This window comes from Sorangium sp. So ce281 (genome assembly GCF_051527395.1).
In the GTDB taxonomy this organism is placed as follows: domain Bacteria; phylum Myxococcota_A; class Polyangia; order Polyangiales; family Polyangiaceae; genus Sorangium; species Sorangium cellulosum_B.
This window is the reverse complement of sequence record NZ_CP150322.1, coordinates 2,690,489-2,707,776: the sequence shown is the minus strand read 5'-3', so window position 1 is coordinate 2,707,776 and position 17,288 is coordinate 2,690,489. Positions and strand designations below refer to the sequence as shown.

Annotated in this window: 16 protein-coding genes; 7 read left to right on the top strand and 9 right to left on the bottom strand. The window is 74.5% G+C overall.

The window, feature by feature from the left end:
• Positions 1–5 precede the first annotated feature (5 nt).
• From WMF27_RS10400 to WMF27_RS10365, 8 genes are all read right to left on the bottom strand, one after another.
• On the bottom strand, positions 6–482 hold the full coding sequence (locus WMF27_RS10400; protein WP_437299106.1) for a hypothetical protein: 477 nt from the start codon (positions 480–482) through the stop codon (positions 6–8).
• Between the two features lie 367 nt (positions 483–849).
• On the bottom strand, positions 850–1,980 hold the full coding sequence (locus tag WMF27_RS10395; protein ID WP_437769064.1) for a hypothetical protein: 1,131 nt from the start codon (positions 1,978–1,980) through the stop codon (positions 850–852).
• A 132-nt stretch (positions 1,981–2,112) separates the two neighbouring features.
• Positions 2,113–2,487, bottom strand: coding sequence for a response regulator (locus tag WMF27_RS10390; RefSeq protein WP_437769065.1), 375 nt, complete (start codon positions 2,485–2,487; stop codon positions 2,113–2,115).
• Positions 2,488–2,529: 42 nt separating this feature from the next.
• Positions 2,530–3,891 (bottom strand): HAMP domain-containing sensor histidine kinase, encoded by a 1,362-nt coding sequence (locus WMF27_RS10385; protein ID WP_437769066.1) that lies wholly within the window; start codon positions 3,889–3,891, stop codon positions 2,530–2,532.
• Positions 3,888–4,574 carry a response regulator gene (locus WMF27_RS10380; protein WP_437769067.1) on the bottom strand — a complete coding sequence of 229 codons (687 nt, stop codon included), beginning with the start codon at positions 4,572–4,574 and terminating at the stop codon, positions 3,888–3,890. Before WMF27_RS10380 ends, WMF27_RS10385 begins: the two co-directional genes overlap by 4 nt.
• Before the next feature lie 58 nt (positions 4,575–4,632).
• A complete protein-coding gene (locus WMF27_RS10375) occupies positions 4,633–4,854 on the bottom strand; it encodes a hypothetical protein (protein WP_437769068.1) in 222 nt (73 codons plus the stop codon).
• Between the two features lie 14 nt (positions 4,855–4,868).
• Positions 4,869–5,411, bottom strand: a complete 543-nt coding sequence (locus WMF27_RS10370; protein ID WP_437769069.1) for a Spy/CpxP family protein refolding chaperone — start codon at positions 5,409–5,411, stop codon at positions 4,869–4,871.
• A gap of 281 nt (positions 5,412–5,692) precedes the next feature.
• Complete coding sequence (locus WMF27_RS10365) at positions 5,693–7,267, bottom strand: hypothetical protein (protein ID WP_437769070.1); 1,575 nt, start codon at positions 7,265–7,267, stop codon at positions 5,693–5,695.
• Positions 7,268–7,548: 281 nt separating this feature from the next.
• Between WMF27_RS10365 and WMF27_RS10360 the strand changes: the two genes are divergently transcribed.
• From WMF27_RS10360 to WMF27_RS10345, 4 genes are all read left to right on the top strand, one after another.
• Positions 7,549–8,070 (top strand): hypothetical protein, encoded by a 522-nt coding sequence (locus WMF27_RS10360; RefSeq protein ID WP_437769071.1) that lies wholly within the window; start codon positions 7,549–7,551, stop codon positions 8,068–8,070.
• Positions 8,067–9,644 carry a GMC family oxidoreductase N-terminal domain-containing protein gene (locus WMF27_RS10355; protein WP_437769072.1) on the top strand — a complete coding sequence of 526 codons (1,578 nt, stop codon included), beginning with the start codon at positions 8,067–8,069 and terminating at the stop codon, positions 9,642–9,644. The genes WMF27_RS10360 and WMF27_RS10355 overlap by 4 nt, the downstream gene beginning before the upstream one ends.
• Positions 9,645–9,741: 97 nt before the next feature.
• Positions 9,742–10,827, top strand: coding sequence for a low-specificity L-threonine aldolase (gene ltaE, locus WMF27_RS10350; protein ID WP_437769073.1), 1,086 nt, complete (start codon positions 9,742–9,744; stop codon positions 10,825–10,827).
• Positions 10,824–11,939 carry a tetratricopeptide repeat protein gene (locus WMF27_RS10345; RefSeq protein ID WP_437769074.1) on the top strand — a complete coding sequence of 372 codons (1,116 nt, stop codon included), beginning with the start codon at positions 10,824–10,826 and terminating at the stop codon, positions 11,937–11,939. Before ltaE ends, WMF27_RS10345 begins: the two co-directional genes overlap by 4 nt.
• A gap of 48 nt (positions 11,940–11,987) precedes the next feature.
• On the opposite strand, the gene WMF27_RS10340 is transcribed toward WMF27_RS10345, so the two are convergent.
• The gene (locus tag WMF27_RS10340; protein ID WP_437769075.1) at positions 11,988–12,494 is read right to left on the bottom strand and encodes a hypothetical protein; all 507 of its coding nucleotides are present in this window, start codon (positions 12,492–12,494) and stop codon (positions 11,988–11,990) included.
• 128 nt (positions 12,495–12,622) lie between these two features.
• Between WMF27_RS10340 and WMF27_RS10335 the strand changes: the two genes are divergently transcribed.
• The 3 genes from WMF27_RS10335 (at position 12,623) to WMF27_RS10325 (ending at position 17,288) form a co-directional block, all read left to right on the top strand.
• A complete protein-coding gene (locus tag WMF27_RS10335) occupies positions 12,623–13,465 on the top strand; it encodes a hypothetical protein (RefSeq protein WP_437769076.1) in 843 nt (280 codons plus the stop codon).
• Positions 13,466–13,539: 74 nt separating this feature from the next.
• Complete coding sequence (locus tag WMF27_RS10330; protein WP_437769077.1) at positions 13,540–15,483, top strand: FHA domain-containing protein; 1,944 nt, start codon at positions 13,540–13,542, stop codon at positions 15,481–15,483.
• Positions 15,480–17,288: a Stp1/IreP family PP2C-type Ser/Thr phosphatase gene (locus WMF27_RS10325; protein ID WP_437769078.1), complete on the top strand. Its 1,809-nt coding sequence runs from the start codon at positions 15,480–15,482 to the stop codon at positions 17,286–17,288. Before WMF27_RS10330 ends, WMF27_RS10325 begins: the two co-directional genes overlap by 4 nt.

The window sequence follows — 17,288 nt, the reverse complement described above, 5'->3', positions numbered from 1 at the left end:
GGGAGCTAGGCCTTCGGCATCTCCCTGCGGTCGAGGTTCACCACCACGAACGCGCCGTAATTCAGGACCGTGAGCGAGTCCTCGTCCACGATGAGCACGCGGACGCACTGGGGCGGAGATGGCGCGAGCAGGTCGACGTACGGATCGAACGGCGCCTCGTCCACGGGCGGCAGCACGGCGTGCAGGAACTCGTGGAGCCGCGCGCGGTGGTCGACGAGGACGCTCGCGCCCGGCGCCTCCGCGCTGCCCCGCGCGTCGATCCGGAAAAACGCCCGGCGCGCCGCCGGGGACACGACGAGGATCGCCGCGTCCGTCACCTCGATCTCGCTGGACGTGCACAGCCGCTCGACGCGACGGCTCACGGCCTCCTCCACCGTCTGGAACAGCCGCAGCCGCCGGCGCTGCCCTTCCGTGAGGCCCGGCTCCTCGATGTAGGCCTCGAGGCTGCACCCGCGCATGTTCCGCTCGCACCCGTACGTCATGCGTCTGCACCGTGGCTCGGTCTGCTCACCCGCCTCTGGCAGCCGGGTCGGACAGCCGTCACGCCTCCCCGCACGGGCGCTCATGCACGGGATTAGCCAACACCCCCGGCAGCGCGGCGCCGCTCCAGGGTTGGTCGCGGCTGCCATGGTTTCCATGGCTCGCAGGCAGCGACCGGGACGCACACATGCGTCCTGGAAGGCAGCGCGGCCGCGCGGCGGGAGATGCAGGCGCGAACGCCCGCACCTTAGTGCACAGCCCCCAGGGCGATACGCTCACACCGCCCGATGCGCGAGAGCCGCTCGTGTGCCCCGGGCGGCAAGGCGTGGCCCTGGCGAGAGCTGCCGTGCCCTCGCCAGCGGACCGGCGCTACGGCGCTGCCGGCGATGCGAACTTCGCGGAGAGCTCGACCTGGGCCACGCTGCGCTGGGCGGCCTGCTGGGCGGTGGCGCCGGGCGGCACCAGCAATGCCTGGAGCCGCTGCGAGGCGTCGGCCACGCCGGGCACGAAGCTCGACGGCGACCAGGTGAGCGTGCCCTTGCCCGAGGAGTCGAGCCGGTCGATGGTCATCGTGATCTCCCCGTTCGGGCTCGGCAGCTTGAGGTCGGCCCCTTCCGCGTACTGGCGCGTGTCCACGCTGAGCGAGACGACGCCTCCCTCCACCTTCTCGATCTTGAAGACCCGGTACCGCAGCACCGGCAGCTGCGCGCCCGACGCCACCACGCGATCGGTGACCATCCAGTAGGCGCCTGCGCCGACGGGCTTGTCCGGGAGCGGCGGCGTGAGGAGCGTGATGGCCTCCCCGAGCGCGCCGATCAGCGGCTGGAGCCCTGGATCGGCGTCCTTGGAGAGCTCGAACCGGACGTTGCCGACCGCGTTCGCCGGCGAGAGCTCGTACCGCAGCGCGCTCCCCTTCAGCTTCGCGAGCGCGTCCGCGAGCTGCTTCGGCGGGCCGCCGATCGACATCGAGGCGAGCGTCGCCGACGTGATCTTCGCGATCACGCTCGTCGGAGCCGCGCTCGCCGCGGGCGCGGCCGCGCCCTCCTTGGGCGCGTCCGCCGGCTTCTCCGCCTTGAAGCTCACGCCGAGCTCCAGGTTCGGCAGCCCCTGCGGCCCGCCCATGCGCAGCCCGAGCGTGATGTCGAGCTTTTGCTCGGATTTCGGGTCGATCTTCGGGGCGAGCCTGGCCCGCGGCTCGCTGCCGTCGCCGATGACCTCGATCTTGTAAGGCACGTCCTTCGGCAGCGCGGCGGCCGCTCCGGACGCCGAGAACACGCCGTTCTCCGGCGGCCCGTCCGCCGCGCCGCCCGCCGCCGGCCCCTTCTTCTCGGTGCTGCCCGACGCCGCCTCCGCGAGCTCCGCGCCCAGCTTGCCGCCGACGACGGGCAGCGCCGGGCCGGCGTCGAGCGCGCCGGCGTCGGCGGGGACCTGCGCCTTGCTCTTTTCCCCCTCGCAGCCCGCGAGCCCCGAGAGGGCGACCGCCGCGAGCGTCGAAGCCATGACCCAGCGCCACCGAGTGTGCATGACGGCCGGGTGTAGTCAAAACGGGCGCCATCTTCCAGCGCTCCGTTGCGTCGCGCGTCGCGCGTCGCGCGTCGCGCCGGACGGCTCCGGTCGGGGCGGGGCCCCGCTTCAGGCCCGCCGCGCGGCCTTGAGCCCGCCGATGTGCTCCAGGAGCTCGAGGGGCCGGAACGGCTTGGCGTAGTAGGCGGTCGCGCCGAGCTTCAAGGCGCGGGCGCGCGCCTCGTGATCGTCGAGGGCGCTGATCACGAGGATCGGCAGGCTCGCGGTGCCCGGGTGCGCGCGGAGGCGCTCGCAGACCTCGAAGCCATCCATGCTCCCGGGCAGCATCAGGTCGAGCAGCAGCACGTCGAAGGGCTCGGTCAGGGCGCGCTCCACCGCCTCGCGGCCGGTGCCCACGCCGATCACCTCGTGGCCGCTCGCTCCGACCAGCGCCTCGATCATGCGCCGGATCGCGTCCTGATCTTCGCAGAGGAGGATTCGCATGGTCGCGAGCACGGGGAGCGTCTCACCCGCCCCATCGCGCGGTCAAGCGGGAACGCTACGCGCGGCGCTGGTTGGCGGACGCAGCGCGAGCTCGATGCCGACGCGGGCCCCGCCGCCCTCGCGGCGCTCGGCGAACGCGCGGCCCCCGTGCGCCTCGGCGATGCGCTTGCACAGCGCCAGGCCGAGGCCGAGCGAGCCGCGCTCGGCGCCGCTCTCGCCGCCCTGCGCCCGCTCGCGCCGGAAGAACGGCTCGAAGATGCGCGTCGCCTCCCCGTCCACGAAACCGGGCCCGCGATCCTCGACCTCGAAGACGACGCAGCGCTGGCCGCCGGGACGGACCCGCAGCCGATCGACCCCGCCAGCGTGCGCGCGCGCGTTCTCCAGCAAGTTGGCGAGGGCGCGCGCCAGCAGCGTCGCGTCCGCCTGGAACGCCGGCGTCCCCTCGACGACCTCCAGCAGCGTCGGATCCAGCCCTGCGCGCTCCAGGGCCCGGATCCCGGCCTCGGCCGGGTCGAGGCGGGTCACGGTGAGGGCCGCGAAATCGAGGCGCGAGCTGGCCAGGAGGTCGCCGACGAGCGCGTCGATCTCCATGACCTCGCGGTCGAGGTCGTCGAGCACGCTGTCGCTCGGTCCGTTGCCATCGCGGGCCATCTCCGTCAGGAGGCGGATGCGGGCGAGCGGCGTGCGGAGCTCGTGCGACACGGCGGCGAGGAGCTCCCTCTGGTCGGCGATCTGGCGCTCGATGCGCGCGGCCATGTCGTTGACCGCCTCGGCGACGATGCCGACCTCGCCCTGCTGCCCGTGGCAGTCGAGCCGGACGCGGCTCGACAGCTTGCCGGCCCCGATCTCGTGCGCGACGTGGGCCAGATCGACGAGCGGGCGGGCGAGGCGGCGCGCGATGAGGCCCGAGGCCCCCCACATGACGATGGCCACGGCGAGCAGCGGCAAGGCGAACCGGAGCGACCCGCCGGAGCGGCCGCGCGCGGCGCAGAGGAGCACGGTGCCGAGCGGCCCCCCTTCGTCGCGGACCGGGGAGACCAGCGTCTGCGCCCTGCAGGGCTGGCCGTACCTGGCGAGCCGCCGCCCGGCCGCGTCGACGAGCTCCAGGTCAATCTCGAGATCCTCGGCGAACGTGCGGGCGAGGGCGTCGCGGGCCGCGGGATCGGCCCATACGCGCCCGAACTCGTGGGCCACAAACGACTGGGCGCGGGCGTGCTCGCGCCGCCAGCCGGAGTTGCCGACGCGATCGATGGCCCCGATCGTGGCGACCGCGGCGAGCGCGGTGATCAGGATGGTCGCGCCGAACCACATGAAGATCCGGCGGTGCAGCCGCGCGCTCAGGAAGCGGCCGATCGAGACCTTGCGCCCGTTCTCGTAGAGCCAGGACCGGTACCTCCTCCTCACGCGCGGTCCTTGGCGAGCACGTAGCCGACGCCGCGCACCGTCTTGATGAGCCTCGGCGACCTCGGATCGTCGGACAGCTTCTGCCGCAGGTGCGAGATGTGCACGTCGACCGTCCGCCCGCCGACGTTGACGTCGCCGCGGCCGGCCTCCTCGAGGAGCGCCTCCCGGGCGACGACGCGGCCGGCGCGCCGCGCGAGGGCGACGAGGATGTCGAACTCGATGCCGGTGAGATCGGTCGGCTTGCCCGAGACGGTGACGACGCGGCCGGGCACGTCGATGGCGATGTCGCCGGCCACGATCCGCTCGCCGGCGGCGTCGGGCGTGGCCCGCCGGAGCACCGCGCGGAGGCGCGCGAGCAGCTCGCGCGGGCTGAAGGGCTTCGCGATGTAGTCGTCGGCGCCGATCTCGAGGCCGACCACGCGATCGGCCTCGTCGCCGCGGGCGGTGAGCATGAGGATCGGCATCGAGCTCTTCTGCCGGATGCGGCGCACGACCTCGATGCCGTCCATGCCCGGCATCATCACGTCGAGCAGGACGGCGTCGAAGGTGCCCGCGGCGAGCGCCAAGAGGCCGCGCGCGCCGTCGCACGCGACGGTCACCGCGAACCCGTTCTGCTCGAGGTAGCTCGCGAGCAAGGCGTGGAGCCGTGTGTCGTCGTCGATGAGCAGGAGCCGCAGCGCCATGGAAGGACCCGGGGGGCAGGAGCGGCGGCGACCGGCCGCCGCTCACCCGTTGTATAGCTCAGGGGCCCGCGCCGGTGTCGGCGTCGGCCGCCGCGGGCGCGGCGCCCCGCGGCCAGGAGCGCTCGGCCTCGCGCGCGGCGTCCACGCAGATGGACGCGACGTGGCGCTGGAAGGCGTCGCGGCGGGCCTCCGCCCGGCAGCGCAGCGAGGAGAAGCCGGAGGCGTAACCGGCGACGGTGCCGAGCGCGAGCAGCGCGATGGTGATCTGGCGTCGCATCATGGTCTCGCCCTCCTTCACGCCCACCGGCCGTGGGTCCTGTAGGGATCGTCGCCGCGCCACCCGGCCCTGCCGGACCCCATGTCGCGGAACGCGGCCGGCCCGATCTCGATGAGATCGGCGAGCTGCTCGCGCTGGCGGTCCTCGAGCACGGCGTGGACCTTCCCGAGCGCGCCGACCGCGGCCCTGCGCAGCGACTCGATGGCCGTGTCGTGGCGCGCGAAGAGCTCGCCGAGGCGCGTCTCGTCGAAGCTCGGGCTCCGCATCGCCGCCGCGACGTCCGCGCGCGTGCTGCGGATCTCGCTCCGCTGCGCCTCAGCGGCGGAGCGGAGCTCGTCGATGGCCGCGACGATGACCTTCTCCTGCGTCGGCGTGGTGCCGAGCCGATCGAAGAGGAAGGACAGGAAGAAGCGACGGCGGAAGCCGTGCCCCCCGAAGCCGCGCCGCCCGAAGAAGCGCGGCCCAGCGCCCCAGGGCGCACCGCAGTCGTACCTGCAGCCGCGCTTCAACGTCATGACGAGGCCTATCAGACAGGCCGTTCCAACCACGAATCCCAACATGGTGCGTACCCTCCGTGAGCGTCTCCGCCGTCGATCGGTGCACGGGGCATGTGCGCGCCGCTTCGGTTCGTCCGAACGCGGGCGCCGCCCCGGGCAGCAAGGACCGGAGCCGCAGGCGCGCGGCTCCGGGACACCTCGAAGCTGCGCAGCGCGTGTGAAGGATGTTCAGGAGCGCGTGTGAAGAAACATGAAGACCGCCGCGGGCAGCGCGGCGCGGCGCGGCGCCATGACGGAGCGGCGCGCCATCCGCTCGCGGACGGCGCTCCGCGCTCCGGCGGCCCCTACTTCACCGACTCGACGTCGCCGATGTCGTCGAGGTCGTCCTTGGGTTTCCCGTCGCCGGAGGTCGCCCACGGATTCGTGCGCTCGCTCTCGGGTACGCCGCCGTCTCCGTCGTCGTCGTCGTCCTCCTCTTCGAGGTCGTCGAGCGACTCGACCTTGGCCCCGTCCGGCGAGGCGCTCGGCGCAGGCGGCGTCGACGCGCGCGGCGCGGGCGGCGTCGATGCGCGCGGCGCCGGAGGCACGGACGGCGTCGACGGGCGCGCCGCCGGAGGGGGCGGCGTCGATGCACGCGCCGGCGAGGCGCCAGGGTCGCTCGGGAGCCTGCCGCGCGACGACTCCCCCCCCAGCGGTGAGACCGCCGCCGCGGCGCCCGCCGCTGCGAGCGGCCTCGCGGCGATCGCGCTCGGCGGCGTGATGCTGCCGGTGGCCTTCGGCCCCGCGGGGGAGCCGGCCGGCGGGCTGCTCACCGACGCCGCGAGGCCTCCCGGCGGCGAGCCGACCGCCCCGGAGGGCGCGGCGCTCGCGGCGGCCTTGCCGGCCTGGGCCGCGTCGGGCGCGCCGCCGGACGGGCCGGAGGCAGGCGCCGACACGGGCGCGCCGCCGGACGACACAGGCGCTGACGCCGCCGGCGCCGACACGGGCCCGCCGGACGCCGACGGCGTCGGCTTCGACACGGGAGCGGAGACCCCCGGCGCCGACGCAGGCGCAGCCCCGGCCGGCGGAGCGGCAGCGGGCGCGCCGCCGCGGCCGGACGAGAGCTCCACCGGCGCCGCCGCCTTCGGCGTGGCGGCCCGCGGCCCGTCGAAGCGCATCGCCTTCTGCGCGAGCTGCACCACGGGGAGGATGTCGCGCGGCGGGATGTTCGCGGCGATGACGTCCGGCCCGGCGATCGCGAGCTCGCCGTCGGCGTGGAACGGCACGCCCGGGCGCTCGCGCTCCTGCTTGAGCCGCGCGTTGTCGATGGCGACGCGGATCTCGAGCGGGATGCGGGTCTGCCACAGCCGGCCGTCGATCGCCGTTCGCACGTCCCACGGCGTCAGGATCGGCGTCCTGCCGATGCCCTCGAACGGGCTGCGATCCGCGAGCAGCGCCTTGAGCAGCCAGGCGACGATCTCCTGGAGCTGCGGCGTGTCCTGATCCCACGGCATCGAGTCCCGGAAGAACTGCCAGTAGCCGCCGGCCGGGCCGTACACCGCGAGATCGCGCGGGTCGAACGCGTCCTCGAACGCGCGCGGGGTGATGTCGCCCTCGTCGATGACAGAGTCGATGAGCGCGCCCTGGAAGTCGGGCGTCTTGCGGCGGGCGGCCTTCGGCGAGAGGCCGGTGAGGGACGTCGTGATCTGCTGGCGCACGTCGCTGCGCTCGCGGAACCAGCCCATCCGCTCGACCGCGCCGAACTGCTCGCGCAGCTTGATCGGCGTCCACCACGGCAGATCGAGCTCGCGCAGCCGCGCGATCAGCTCGGCCACGAGCTGCAACGCCGGCTCGCTCGCGAGGTGCACGCGCGCCTCTCTCCTCAGCGTCTCGTCGTCCTTGCTATCGGGATCCCGGTGCTGCAGCGATCGCTCCGCCATCGTTCCTCCGTGCTCCCCCGGCCGCACTGCTGAATACCAGAACCGGATCCGCGGCGGACAGCCAGCCCACGCGCGGCCGCGAAGAGCGATCCGCGCGCCGCGCTGCGCTGCGCTCGACGCGACACGGCGCGCGCCTTCCGGGGACCGTCAGGATGTCGTTCTGCAATGGCACGCGAACGGCCCGTCCGCGTGGCCGAGCCAAGCGCCCGGGATCACCCGACCGCGTCGCGCGCCGCCTTCGACCTCGGCGCCGCGTCGATCCGGGCTAGGCTCTCGCCGCCATGCAAGAGGACGGGGGAGGCAGCGCGCCCGAGCGCGCCGCGCGAGGGATCGAGCGGTGGGAGCGCGCCGGGCGCGGGCTCTCGCCATGGGCGCGGCGCGTCGCGTGGGCCGCCGCCGAGGCGATGCTCTGCGACGAGGACGAGCGCGGGGAGCTCGCCCCGCCGGGCGCCGAGGTGTGCGAGCGCGCGGTCGCGGCGCTGGATCTCGCGCTCGGCCAGGGCAGCCTCGAGACCCGGCGCAGCTTCGCGCTGCTGGCCGCTTGCCTCGAGCTGCTGCCGCCCTTCGTGATCGGCGCCTTCGGCCGGATGAGCCGGCTCTCGCTCGGCCGGCGGCTCGCGTACCTGGAGGCGCTCGAGTCGAGCCGCTCCGGGCTCCTCGCGATGCTGCTCCTCGCCTTCAAGGTGCCGATGTGCATCGCCGCCTTCGAGGAGGGCGCGGAGCTCGCGCTGACGGGCTTCGACCGCGAGAGCACCGCGGCGCGGCGCAGGCTGCCCGGGCTCGGCGCCGGGGGCGGCGCGTGAACGGCGGCGTCGCGTCGAGCGAGCCGATCGTCAGCGGGCGCGACCTGCCCGCGGGGTTCGACGAGCCGTGCGACGTCGTCGTGGTCGGCTCCGGCGCCGGCGGCGCGGTCGTCGCCGCGCTGCTCGCCGAGGCGGGGCGGCGCGTGATCGTGCTGGAGGAGGGCCCCTACGTTCGCCCTGACGACTACCAGCGCTGGAAGCCCAGCGAGTCGGTGCGGCGGCTGTTCCGCGAGGCCGGCCTGTTCACGGCGTTCGGCGTGGGCCAGACGCCGATGATCTCGCTCACCCTGGGGCGCGCCGTCGGCGGATCGTCGGTGGTGACCGGCGGGGTGTGCTTCCGCATCCCGGGCAGCGTCCACGCGCGGTGGACCCGCGACCTCGGCCTCGACGAGCTGTCGGAGCGCGCCCTCGAGGCGGCGTACGAGAGCGTCGAGCATCGGCTGCAGGTCCGCGAGGTCCCCGAGGCGCTGCGCTCCGCCTCGACGGCGCGGCTCGTCGAGGGGGCGAGCCGGCTCGGCATCCCGATGCGCCCGCTCCGCCGCAACACCGGCGACGCGTGCGAGGGCAACGGCCGGTGCAACTTCACCTGCCCCGCCGGGGCGAAGCGCTCGGTCGACGTCGCCTACCTGCCGTCGGCGACCGCGCATGGCGCGCGCGTGGTCGCCGACGCGCTGGTCGAGCGCATCGCCGTGAAGCGCGGGCGCGCCGTCGGCGTCGAGGGGAGGCTGCTCGGCGGCGAGCCGGGGGCCCCGCCGCGCCGGTTCCGGGTGCGCGCGAAGGCCGTCGTCGCCGCGTGCGGCACGCTGCACACGCCGCTGCTCCTCCGCACGACGGGCGCGTTCGGGGCGAGCTCCGGGCTCGGCGACGGCGTGACGCTGCACCCCGCGGTGCGCGTGGTCGCCCGGTTCGACGACGCGCTGAACGGCTGGGACGGCGCGCTCCAGAGCGTCTACTCCGACCACTTCGACGCCGAGGGGATCAAGCTCGTCGGCGTCTACTCGGCGGTGAACGTGCTCGCGGCGGGCCTCCCAGGCGTCGGGCCCGCGCTGCGGCGCCGGGCCGCCGCGCTGTCGCGCTGCGCCGTCTTCGGCGCCATGATCCACGACGAGGGCGGCGGCCGCGTCCGCCCCGGCCCCGGCCGGGAGCCGCTCGTCTCGTACGCGATGGCGCCGCGCGACCTCGCGCGGCTCCGCCGGTCCATCACGATCCTCAGCGAGATGGCGCTCGCCGCCGGCGCGCGCGAGGTCTACACCGCGCTGCTCGGCGCGCCGCCGGTCACGTCGATGGACGCCGCGCGCGCGGCCGAGCGCGCGGCGTCCATCGACGCGCGCCGCATCGAGTGCATGGCGTTCCACCCGCTCGGGAGCGCGCGGGCGGCGAACGATCCGCGGCGCGGGATCGTCGATCAGAGCGGCGAGTGCTTCGCGCTGCCGGGGCTCTTCGTCGCCGACGGCTCGATCCTCCCCACGAGCATCGGCGTGAACTCGCAGGTGCCGATCATGGCGATGGCGACGCGCGTCGCGTGGCGGATGGCCGAGCGGTTCCCGCGGCTCGCGGCGGCGAGCCCCGCGTAGCGGGCGCGGCTCCGCGTAGCGGGCGCGGCTCCGCGTAGCGGGCGCGGCGCCACGCGGTGCTACAACGTCGGCCGACGCCGACAGCCGAGGTTCCAGGATGCAAGCGACGATCGATCTCCGCTCCGACACCGTCACCCGACCGACCGCGGCCATGCGCGCCGCCATGGCCGCGGCCGAGGTCGGCGACGACGTGTACCGGGAGGACCCCACCGTGCGGGCGCTCGAGGAGCGCGTCGCGGAGCTCACGGGCAAGGAGGCGGCGCTCTTCGTGCCGAGCGGCACGATGGGCAACCAGATCGCGCTCCTCTGCCACACGCAGCGCGGCGACGAGGTGATCGCGGGCGAGGGCGCGCACTGCGCGTTCTACGAGAGCGGCGCCGCGCCCGCCTGGAGCGGCGTGCAGTTCGTCTTCGCCGGGCGCGGCGGCCTGTTCAAGGCGGCCGACGTCGAGGACGCGATCAAGCCGCCGCAGTACTACCTCCCGCGCACGCGCCTCGTCGCGATCGAGAACACCCACAACCGCGCGGGCGGCCGGGTCTTCCCGCAGGAGGACGTGCTCGCCATCGCGTCGGTCGCGCGCGCGCACGGGCTCGCGCTGCACCTCGACGGGGCGCGCCTCTGGAACGCGGCGGTCGCCGCCGGTCGGACGCCCGCCGAGCTCGCCGCGCCGTTCGACACGGTGAGCGTCTGCTTCTCGAAGGGCCTCGGCGCGCCCGTCGGCTCCGCGCTGTGCGGCAGCGCCGACGTGGTCCGCGCCGCGCTTCGCTTCCGGAAGATGCTCGGTGGCGGCATGCGGCAGGCCGGCGTGCTCGCGGCCGCCGCCCTGTACGCCCTCGCGCACCACCAAGGCCGCATCGCCGAGGACCACGAGGCCGCGCGCGCCATCGCGCGGGCGATGCGCGCGGCGGCCCTCCGCGCGGCGGCGCCGTCCGCGACGATCGAGGAGCCCGAGACGAACATCCTCTACATCGAGACGCCCGGCGTCCCGGCGGAGCGGCTCGTCGAGGCCGCTCGGCGGCGCGGCGTGCTCGTGGGGGCGACGGGCCGGAGCGCCGTCCGCGCCGTGACCCACCTCGATCTCGCGCCGGAGCAGGTCGCGCCCGCGGCGAGCGCCCTCGCCGAGGCGCTCGCCGAGGTGCTGGCGCTGCCGCGCGATCGCGGCGCCGAGGGCGCGCGCGCATGAGCCGCCGCCCCACGAACGCCCCCGCGCCGGCGCTCGCCGTCGCGATCGCGATCGCCGCGCTGCTCGGCCCCGCGTGCGCGCCGGTGCGCGGCGACGCCTACCTCACCGCGATGACCGCCGGCGAGCGCGCCTACCACGCGGGGCGCTACCGCGAGGCGGCCCGCTCGTTCGACGACGCCGCGTCGCAGGCGCTGCGCGTGAAGGACCGCGACGAGGCGCGCCTCATGCAGGCGCGCTCGTTCGAGCGCGCGGAGTCCTGGGGCGAGGCGCGCGCGTCGTACGAGCGGCTGCTCGCCGACTCGCCGCGCGGGCCGCGCTCGGAGCGCGCGGAGTTCGAGCTCGCCGATCTCGCGATCGAGCACGGCGACGCGGACGCGGGCTACGCGATGCTGCTGGCGGCGACGCTGCGCCGCCCGTCGCACGGGCTCGCGCGCAACGCGCTGAAGCGGCTCATCCAGCACGAAGAAGACCGCGCCGGCGCGGCGGGCGCGCTCGCGTGGCTGCGGCAGCACGGCCCCGCGCTCCGCGGGACGGAGCTCGATCAGGACGTCGCCTACCACACCGCGCTCCTCCTGGAGCGGAGCGGCGATCGCGAGGCCGCGCTGCGCGCGCTCGTCGCCGCCGCGCGCGCGCACCCGTACCCCGTCGGCAGCTTGACGGACGACGCCCTGTTCCACGCGGCGGAGCTCGCCGCGTCCCTCGGGCGCCCCGAGGAGGCCATCGGCTACCTGAGGGAGATGCTCTCCGCGCGCGAGCCGGCCGTCACCGGCAGCTACGACCGCGGGAAGTTCGACGACGCGCAGCTCGAGATCGCGCGCCTCTACCGCGACGCGCTCGGCGATCGCGCGGCCGCGCGCCGCGAGCTGCGCAAGCTCTATACGGACCACCCCGCGTCCATCCTGCGCGACGACGCGCTCTGGGCCGAGGCGAAGCTGTGGCGCGAGGAGGGCCGGAGCAAGGAGGCGTGCGCCACCGCAGCCCAGATCGTCCGGGAGCTCCCCGAATCGCGCTACGCGCGCTGCGCGCACGCGCTATGTCCGTCGCTCCCGGTGGCGCCTCGCCCGTGCGCGGACTACATCCTCCGCGAGCTCGACGAACGGAAGGACCCCTGACACGGGGACGCCGCGCGGCGCGTGGCCGCGGCGGCGCGCCGACCGCGCTCAGTCGTCCTCGTCCTCGGGCTCCAGCTCGGCGTCGTCGTCCTCGTCCTCGTCCTCGTCGTCGGCGAGGTCGTCGTCGTCGGCCTCGTCGAGGTCGTCGTCGTCCTCGCGCGGCTCGTACTTCAGATCGATGCCGATGTCGCCGAGCTGGGTCTCGAGGAGCTCGAAGAGCTCGTCCACGTCGTCGCCCCCCCACTCGTCGAGCACGTCGGTCAAGAACTCAAAAAAATCGCCGCTGTCCAGACGACGCTCGATCTCTTCGACCTGCTCCTCCGAGAACGCCTCGAGGACGTCCTCGCGCAGCGCTTCGGTGTCGCCTTCCTCAACGGCATCCGCCGCAGAGAGGCGGATCTGCTTTACGGCACGCTTGTCGAGGTGAATCTCCATGAAGGTGGCTTCGTTTAGGCGACCCTCGCAGCTGCCGTCAAGCGGCGTATGGTGTCGAGCTTCAAGAGACCGCTCGCCTCCCCCTCCCGTCGCGTCTTTTCGTGGGGGCGCGGCGGGCACGCAGCGGCGCGGACGCGCCCCAGGCGGCCGCGCGCGCCCACGTCGGAGGTCGGCGCCGGCGCGCCCCAGCGCCCGCGCCGCGGAGGAGCGTTGCCGGCGGCAGATCTCTCGCGTATCTCAAACAACTCGTGCGTTTGCGATCTCCGCCCGGCGCGCTCTGGGCCGCGACCACCGCGGCCGGCGCCCTGCTGTCCTTGACAGCGCGGGCCGCGCCTCCGCACCCCCAGGCCGAGGGCGCCGTCCACGGCGCCGCGCCGGGCGCTCCCGCCGACGGCCGGACGGGCGGAGGCCCCGGCGAAGGGGCCGAGGGCGGCCGCGCCACGTCCGCCGGGAGCGCTCGGCTCGACGCGGCGGGGGAAGAGGCCGCCGCCGAGCCGCAGCCATCGCCCGCCGTCAAGCCGCACGTCGAGCTCGCCTCCCGGCCGCCGCCGCTGCACGTCGAGTACGTGCAGTACGGCGTCGCCCTCGTGGCCGAGATGAGCCTCGATCCTGGCGCTGCCTGCCCGCGCTCCGGGCCCTTCTACGCGTGCATCCTGGGCAGCGGAGGCGGGCTCGCGATCCGCGGCGGATACCGGTCGCCGGGCCCCTGGTACTTCGGCGGCGCGTACCAGTTCATCAAGATGGACTCGAGCAACCTCTACCGGCTTGGAATCTTCCAGCAGCTCCGGGCCGAGATGAGGTACCTGCCGGACATCGGCTACCGGGCGGCTCCCTACTTTTCCGCCGGGATCGGCGGCGTCGCCTACGGGAACGAGTGGGGCGTCGAGACGGGCGGCGCGCTCATCTTCGGCGGCGTCGGGGTCGAGCTGGAGGTCTCGCGCCGCGCTGTGCTCGGCGTCAGCTGCGTGTACCGGCCGGTGCTGCTCGCTGGCTGGAGGGACACGGCCAACTACGACCGGGCCACCGCCATCGCGCAATTCGTCGGCTTCGAGCTCCTTCTCGAAGTGCGGACCGAGGTCGGCCGGCGCTGAGCGGTTCCCCTGTCCGCTCGAGAGAACGCACCGGCTACTTGACTCGACCGTCGCTCCGCGGTCCCCTCGGCAGCGTGATCTGCGATGTGTGCGGCCGCGACAACGCTGGCGATCTGACGTTCTGTCAGGATTGCGGTCGACGGCTGAAGGCTCGAGAGGCGCGGGTCGTCCCGCCGACGCCGCCGAGCGGCTTGCCGCAGGTGTCGCTCCCGGCCCTGCCGGCGGCCGCGCAGGCCGAGACGCCGCCGGCGAACGACGCCCGCGCGGCCGCCAGGGCGCCGGGGCCTCGCGGCGCGCCGGGGCGCCTTCGCCCGGAGGCCCCCGTGTTCTCCTTCAGCCCGCTCAGCTCGGCGAGGACGGAACCAGCGATGCCGGCGGTGCACGGCCGCGCCGAGGGCGCCTCGCGCCCGGCGCGCGAGGGCGCCGCGACGCCGGCTGCTGGCGCGCTGGACAGCGCGATCCAGATGGTGCCAGCCCTGCAAGGGGCGAGGGCCACCGAGCGGGGTGACGCGCCCGCGACGCCCGCGACGCCCTCGATCACCGACGCGATCCTGGGGCTCTCCTGCGCGAACTGCAACGGGGAGAACCCTCCGGGCTACCGCTTCTGCGTGACGTGCGGCGCGGCGCTGAACAGGAGAGATGGCGGAGCGCCGGCGGGCGCCCCGCTGCCGACGAGCCAGGTGTCGAAGCGCGCCAGGGGAGAGCGCGGCGAGCCAGGCGCCGCGCTCTCCTCTGGCGCGCCGTACATGGCGCCCCCGCCCCACGAGGAGATCGGGACGACCGCGCGAGGTCTCCACGACGTCACGCCCGCCGCGCCTCGGCACGCGCCGCCCGCGGAGGCCGCGCCGCCGCCAGCGGCGCGCGACGAGCGCTCCGGCGCCGGAGACGCGCATCAACGGGTCGGCGCGCCGGCCAGGCCGGCTCCGCCCCCGCTGCCCCCGGTCGCCCTGCCCCCGGCGCGGCTGCCCCCGCCCGCGGCCAGCGGGAGCAACGCGGACAAGATCGTCGGCTCGCCGGTGGTCGACATCGCGTCGTCGCAGCGGGCCCCCGCCCCGCCGGTCGAGTGCGCGCGCTGTCGCGGTCAGTGCCTGGCGGGCACGCGGTTCTGCAAGTATTGCGGTGCGCCCCTCGAGGGTGAGCGGCCCGCCTCCGAACACCCGCAGCCCGCGCCCGCGCTCGCCCCCGTCCCGGACGCCCGGCGCGACCCGCAGCGGCCCCCGCAGAAGGCCGAGCCCGCCGGGCCGATCTCGACCGAGGCGAGCAACGCGCCGCCAGCTTCCCAGCGGCCGCTCGCGCCGCTGCGCGCGTCCCTCTCGGTTCGCCCGCCGGCGTGGGTCCCAGCTGACACCCAGCCGACCCGAGCGCTCGAGGGCAAGCTCATCGTGATCGTCGAAGACGGGACCGAGGGGAAGAGCTTCCCCCTCGCGGGCCCGCAGATCGACATCGGCCGAACCGAGGGGGACATCCTCCTCGAGGACGACCAGTACGTCTCGCCGCGGCACGCGCGGCTCATCCCGCAGGAAGGGTCCTGGGTTCTCCGTGACCTGGGCAGCGTCAACCGCATTTACCTCCGCATCCGGAAGACGCACCCCCTCCGAGATGGCGACTTGCTCCTCCTGGGCCTCGAGGTGTTACAGTTTCAGACCGTGAACGACGGCGAGCGAGGCCTCGGCCATGCCATCCAGCATGGAACGTTGCTGTTTGGCTCGCCCGCCATCCACCGCCGGGCGAGACTCTGCCAGCGGACGGTGGAGGGCGTGACGCGGGACGTGTACCACCTCTACCGGGATGAGACGGTGATCGGACGGGAGACGGGAGACATCGTATTCACGGCCGATCCGTTCCTCTCGCGACGCCACGCCGCCATCCGGAGGAACCCGGCCACGGGGGAGTTCTCGCTCAGCGACCTGGACTCGTCGAACGGGACCTACGTCGCCATCCGCGAGGACGTCAGCCTCCTCGATCGCGATTTCGTGCGCATCGGGCAGCACCTGTTCCGCGTGGATCTCCACCGATGAGCGACCAGACCGTCCGCGAAACGCCGACCGAGGCGCTGGAAGTCGAGGGGCTCCCCGGCGCGACGTCCGCAGGAACCGACTCGAGCAGCCACGCCGGCAAGGCGCTTCGTGACTCCCCGCACGGCGCCGCGTCGCTCGAGTCCGGCAAGGCGGGGTCTGTGGAAGCAGGCAAGCCCGTGAACTGGAAGCCCCCGCCGCCCAAGACGCGCCCGGCCGCGAACGCCGCGCAGAAGGCTGGCATCTCCGTGAAGCCCGTGAAGGCGCCCAGCACATCGAGCCCGGAGAAGGTCGGGCGGAAGCTCCCTCCGCCGCCGCGGGTGCGGCTCACCGCCGGCGGATCGCGCGAGGAGGACGCGGATGGAAGCGCCGCACGGTCGGACGACCCCGGAGACGCTGTGACCCCCGATGCGCCGCCGGCCGCCGCTCAGGCGCACGCCTCCCTCGCGGCCGCGTCGTACGACGGCGCGCTCGACGAGACCCCTGCCGCGGAGGCCCACGGCGGCGCTGCCGGGCGCTTCGCGGGCGAGGCGCCGGGGGGTGGCGAGCCGGACGAGGGCGGGCAGCGCCCCGACGGCATGGACGGCGCGGCGACGCCGCCCGACGAGCCGCGTCGCCCCGAGGTCGTGCTGCGGCTGTTCGGCCGGACCGACGTGGGCCAGGTCCGCGAGCACAACGAGGACAACTTCATCGTCGCGGATCTCACGAAGGCGAGCCGCGGCCTGATGGAGATGGATCGCTACCAGGTCGTCGGCGAGCGGGGCGCCCTGCTCGGCGTGTGCGACGGCATGGGCGGCGCCGCGGCCGGCGAGGTCGCGAGCCAGCTCGCGGTCGACATCATCTACCAGCGGATGAGCGTTGCCGGTCCCCCGGAGAACCACGACGAGCTCGCGGCGCGGCTGGTGCAGGCGATCGAGGCGGCGGGCCTCCGGATCTTCAGCGAGGCGAAGCTCGATCGGACCCGGCGGGGGATGGGGACCACCTCGACCATCGCCGCGCTGATGGACGATCACCTGTTCCTCGGCCAGGTCGGCGACAGCCGCGCGTACGTCCTCCGCGGCGATCGGCTCGTGCAGGTGACGCGCGACCAGTCGCTCGTGAACCAGCTCATCGAGGCGGGCCAGCTCACCGAGGAGGAGGCCGAGACCTTCGAGCACAACAACATCATCCTCCAGGCGCTCGGCACCGCGGACTCGGTGCAGGTCGACCTCACCTTCGTGGAGCTCAAGCGGGGCGACACGCTGATGCTCTGTTCCGACGGGCTCTCGGGCATGGTGCGGAACGAGGAGATCCGCGAGGTGCTGCGGAGCGTCGACGATCCGATCGAGGCCTGCAAGGTGCTGACGGATCGGGCCAACCAGGCCGGCGGGCACGACAACATCACGGTCGTGGTCGCGAAGTTCGACGGCGACGGGCTCGCCTTGCCGGAGCTCGAGGACATCGAGGACCTCCGCTACCAGAAGTACGCGCTGCCCGAGCACCTCCTGGCCCAGAACGCCGCCGCGTCCGAGCCGGCGCGCAAGGTGAAGGAGCTCGACGAGAAGAAGATCTCGCAGCGCCCCCCCTCGCCGAAATCGTGGCTGAGCAGCGCAGACGGCGACATGGACGACGACGGGGACGACTACGACCACGTCGCCTCGCCCCTGCCGGCCGGCGACGCGCTGGACGAGCGCAACGCCCGCGCGCCCGTCCAGGGCGACGAGCCGATCATGATCCCGACCGACGGCGCGCCGCAGTGGCTGGTGATCTTGATGATCGTGAGCGCCGTCGCGTGCGTTACCATCGCCGGCTACTACCTGCTTCGTTAG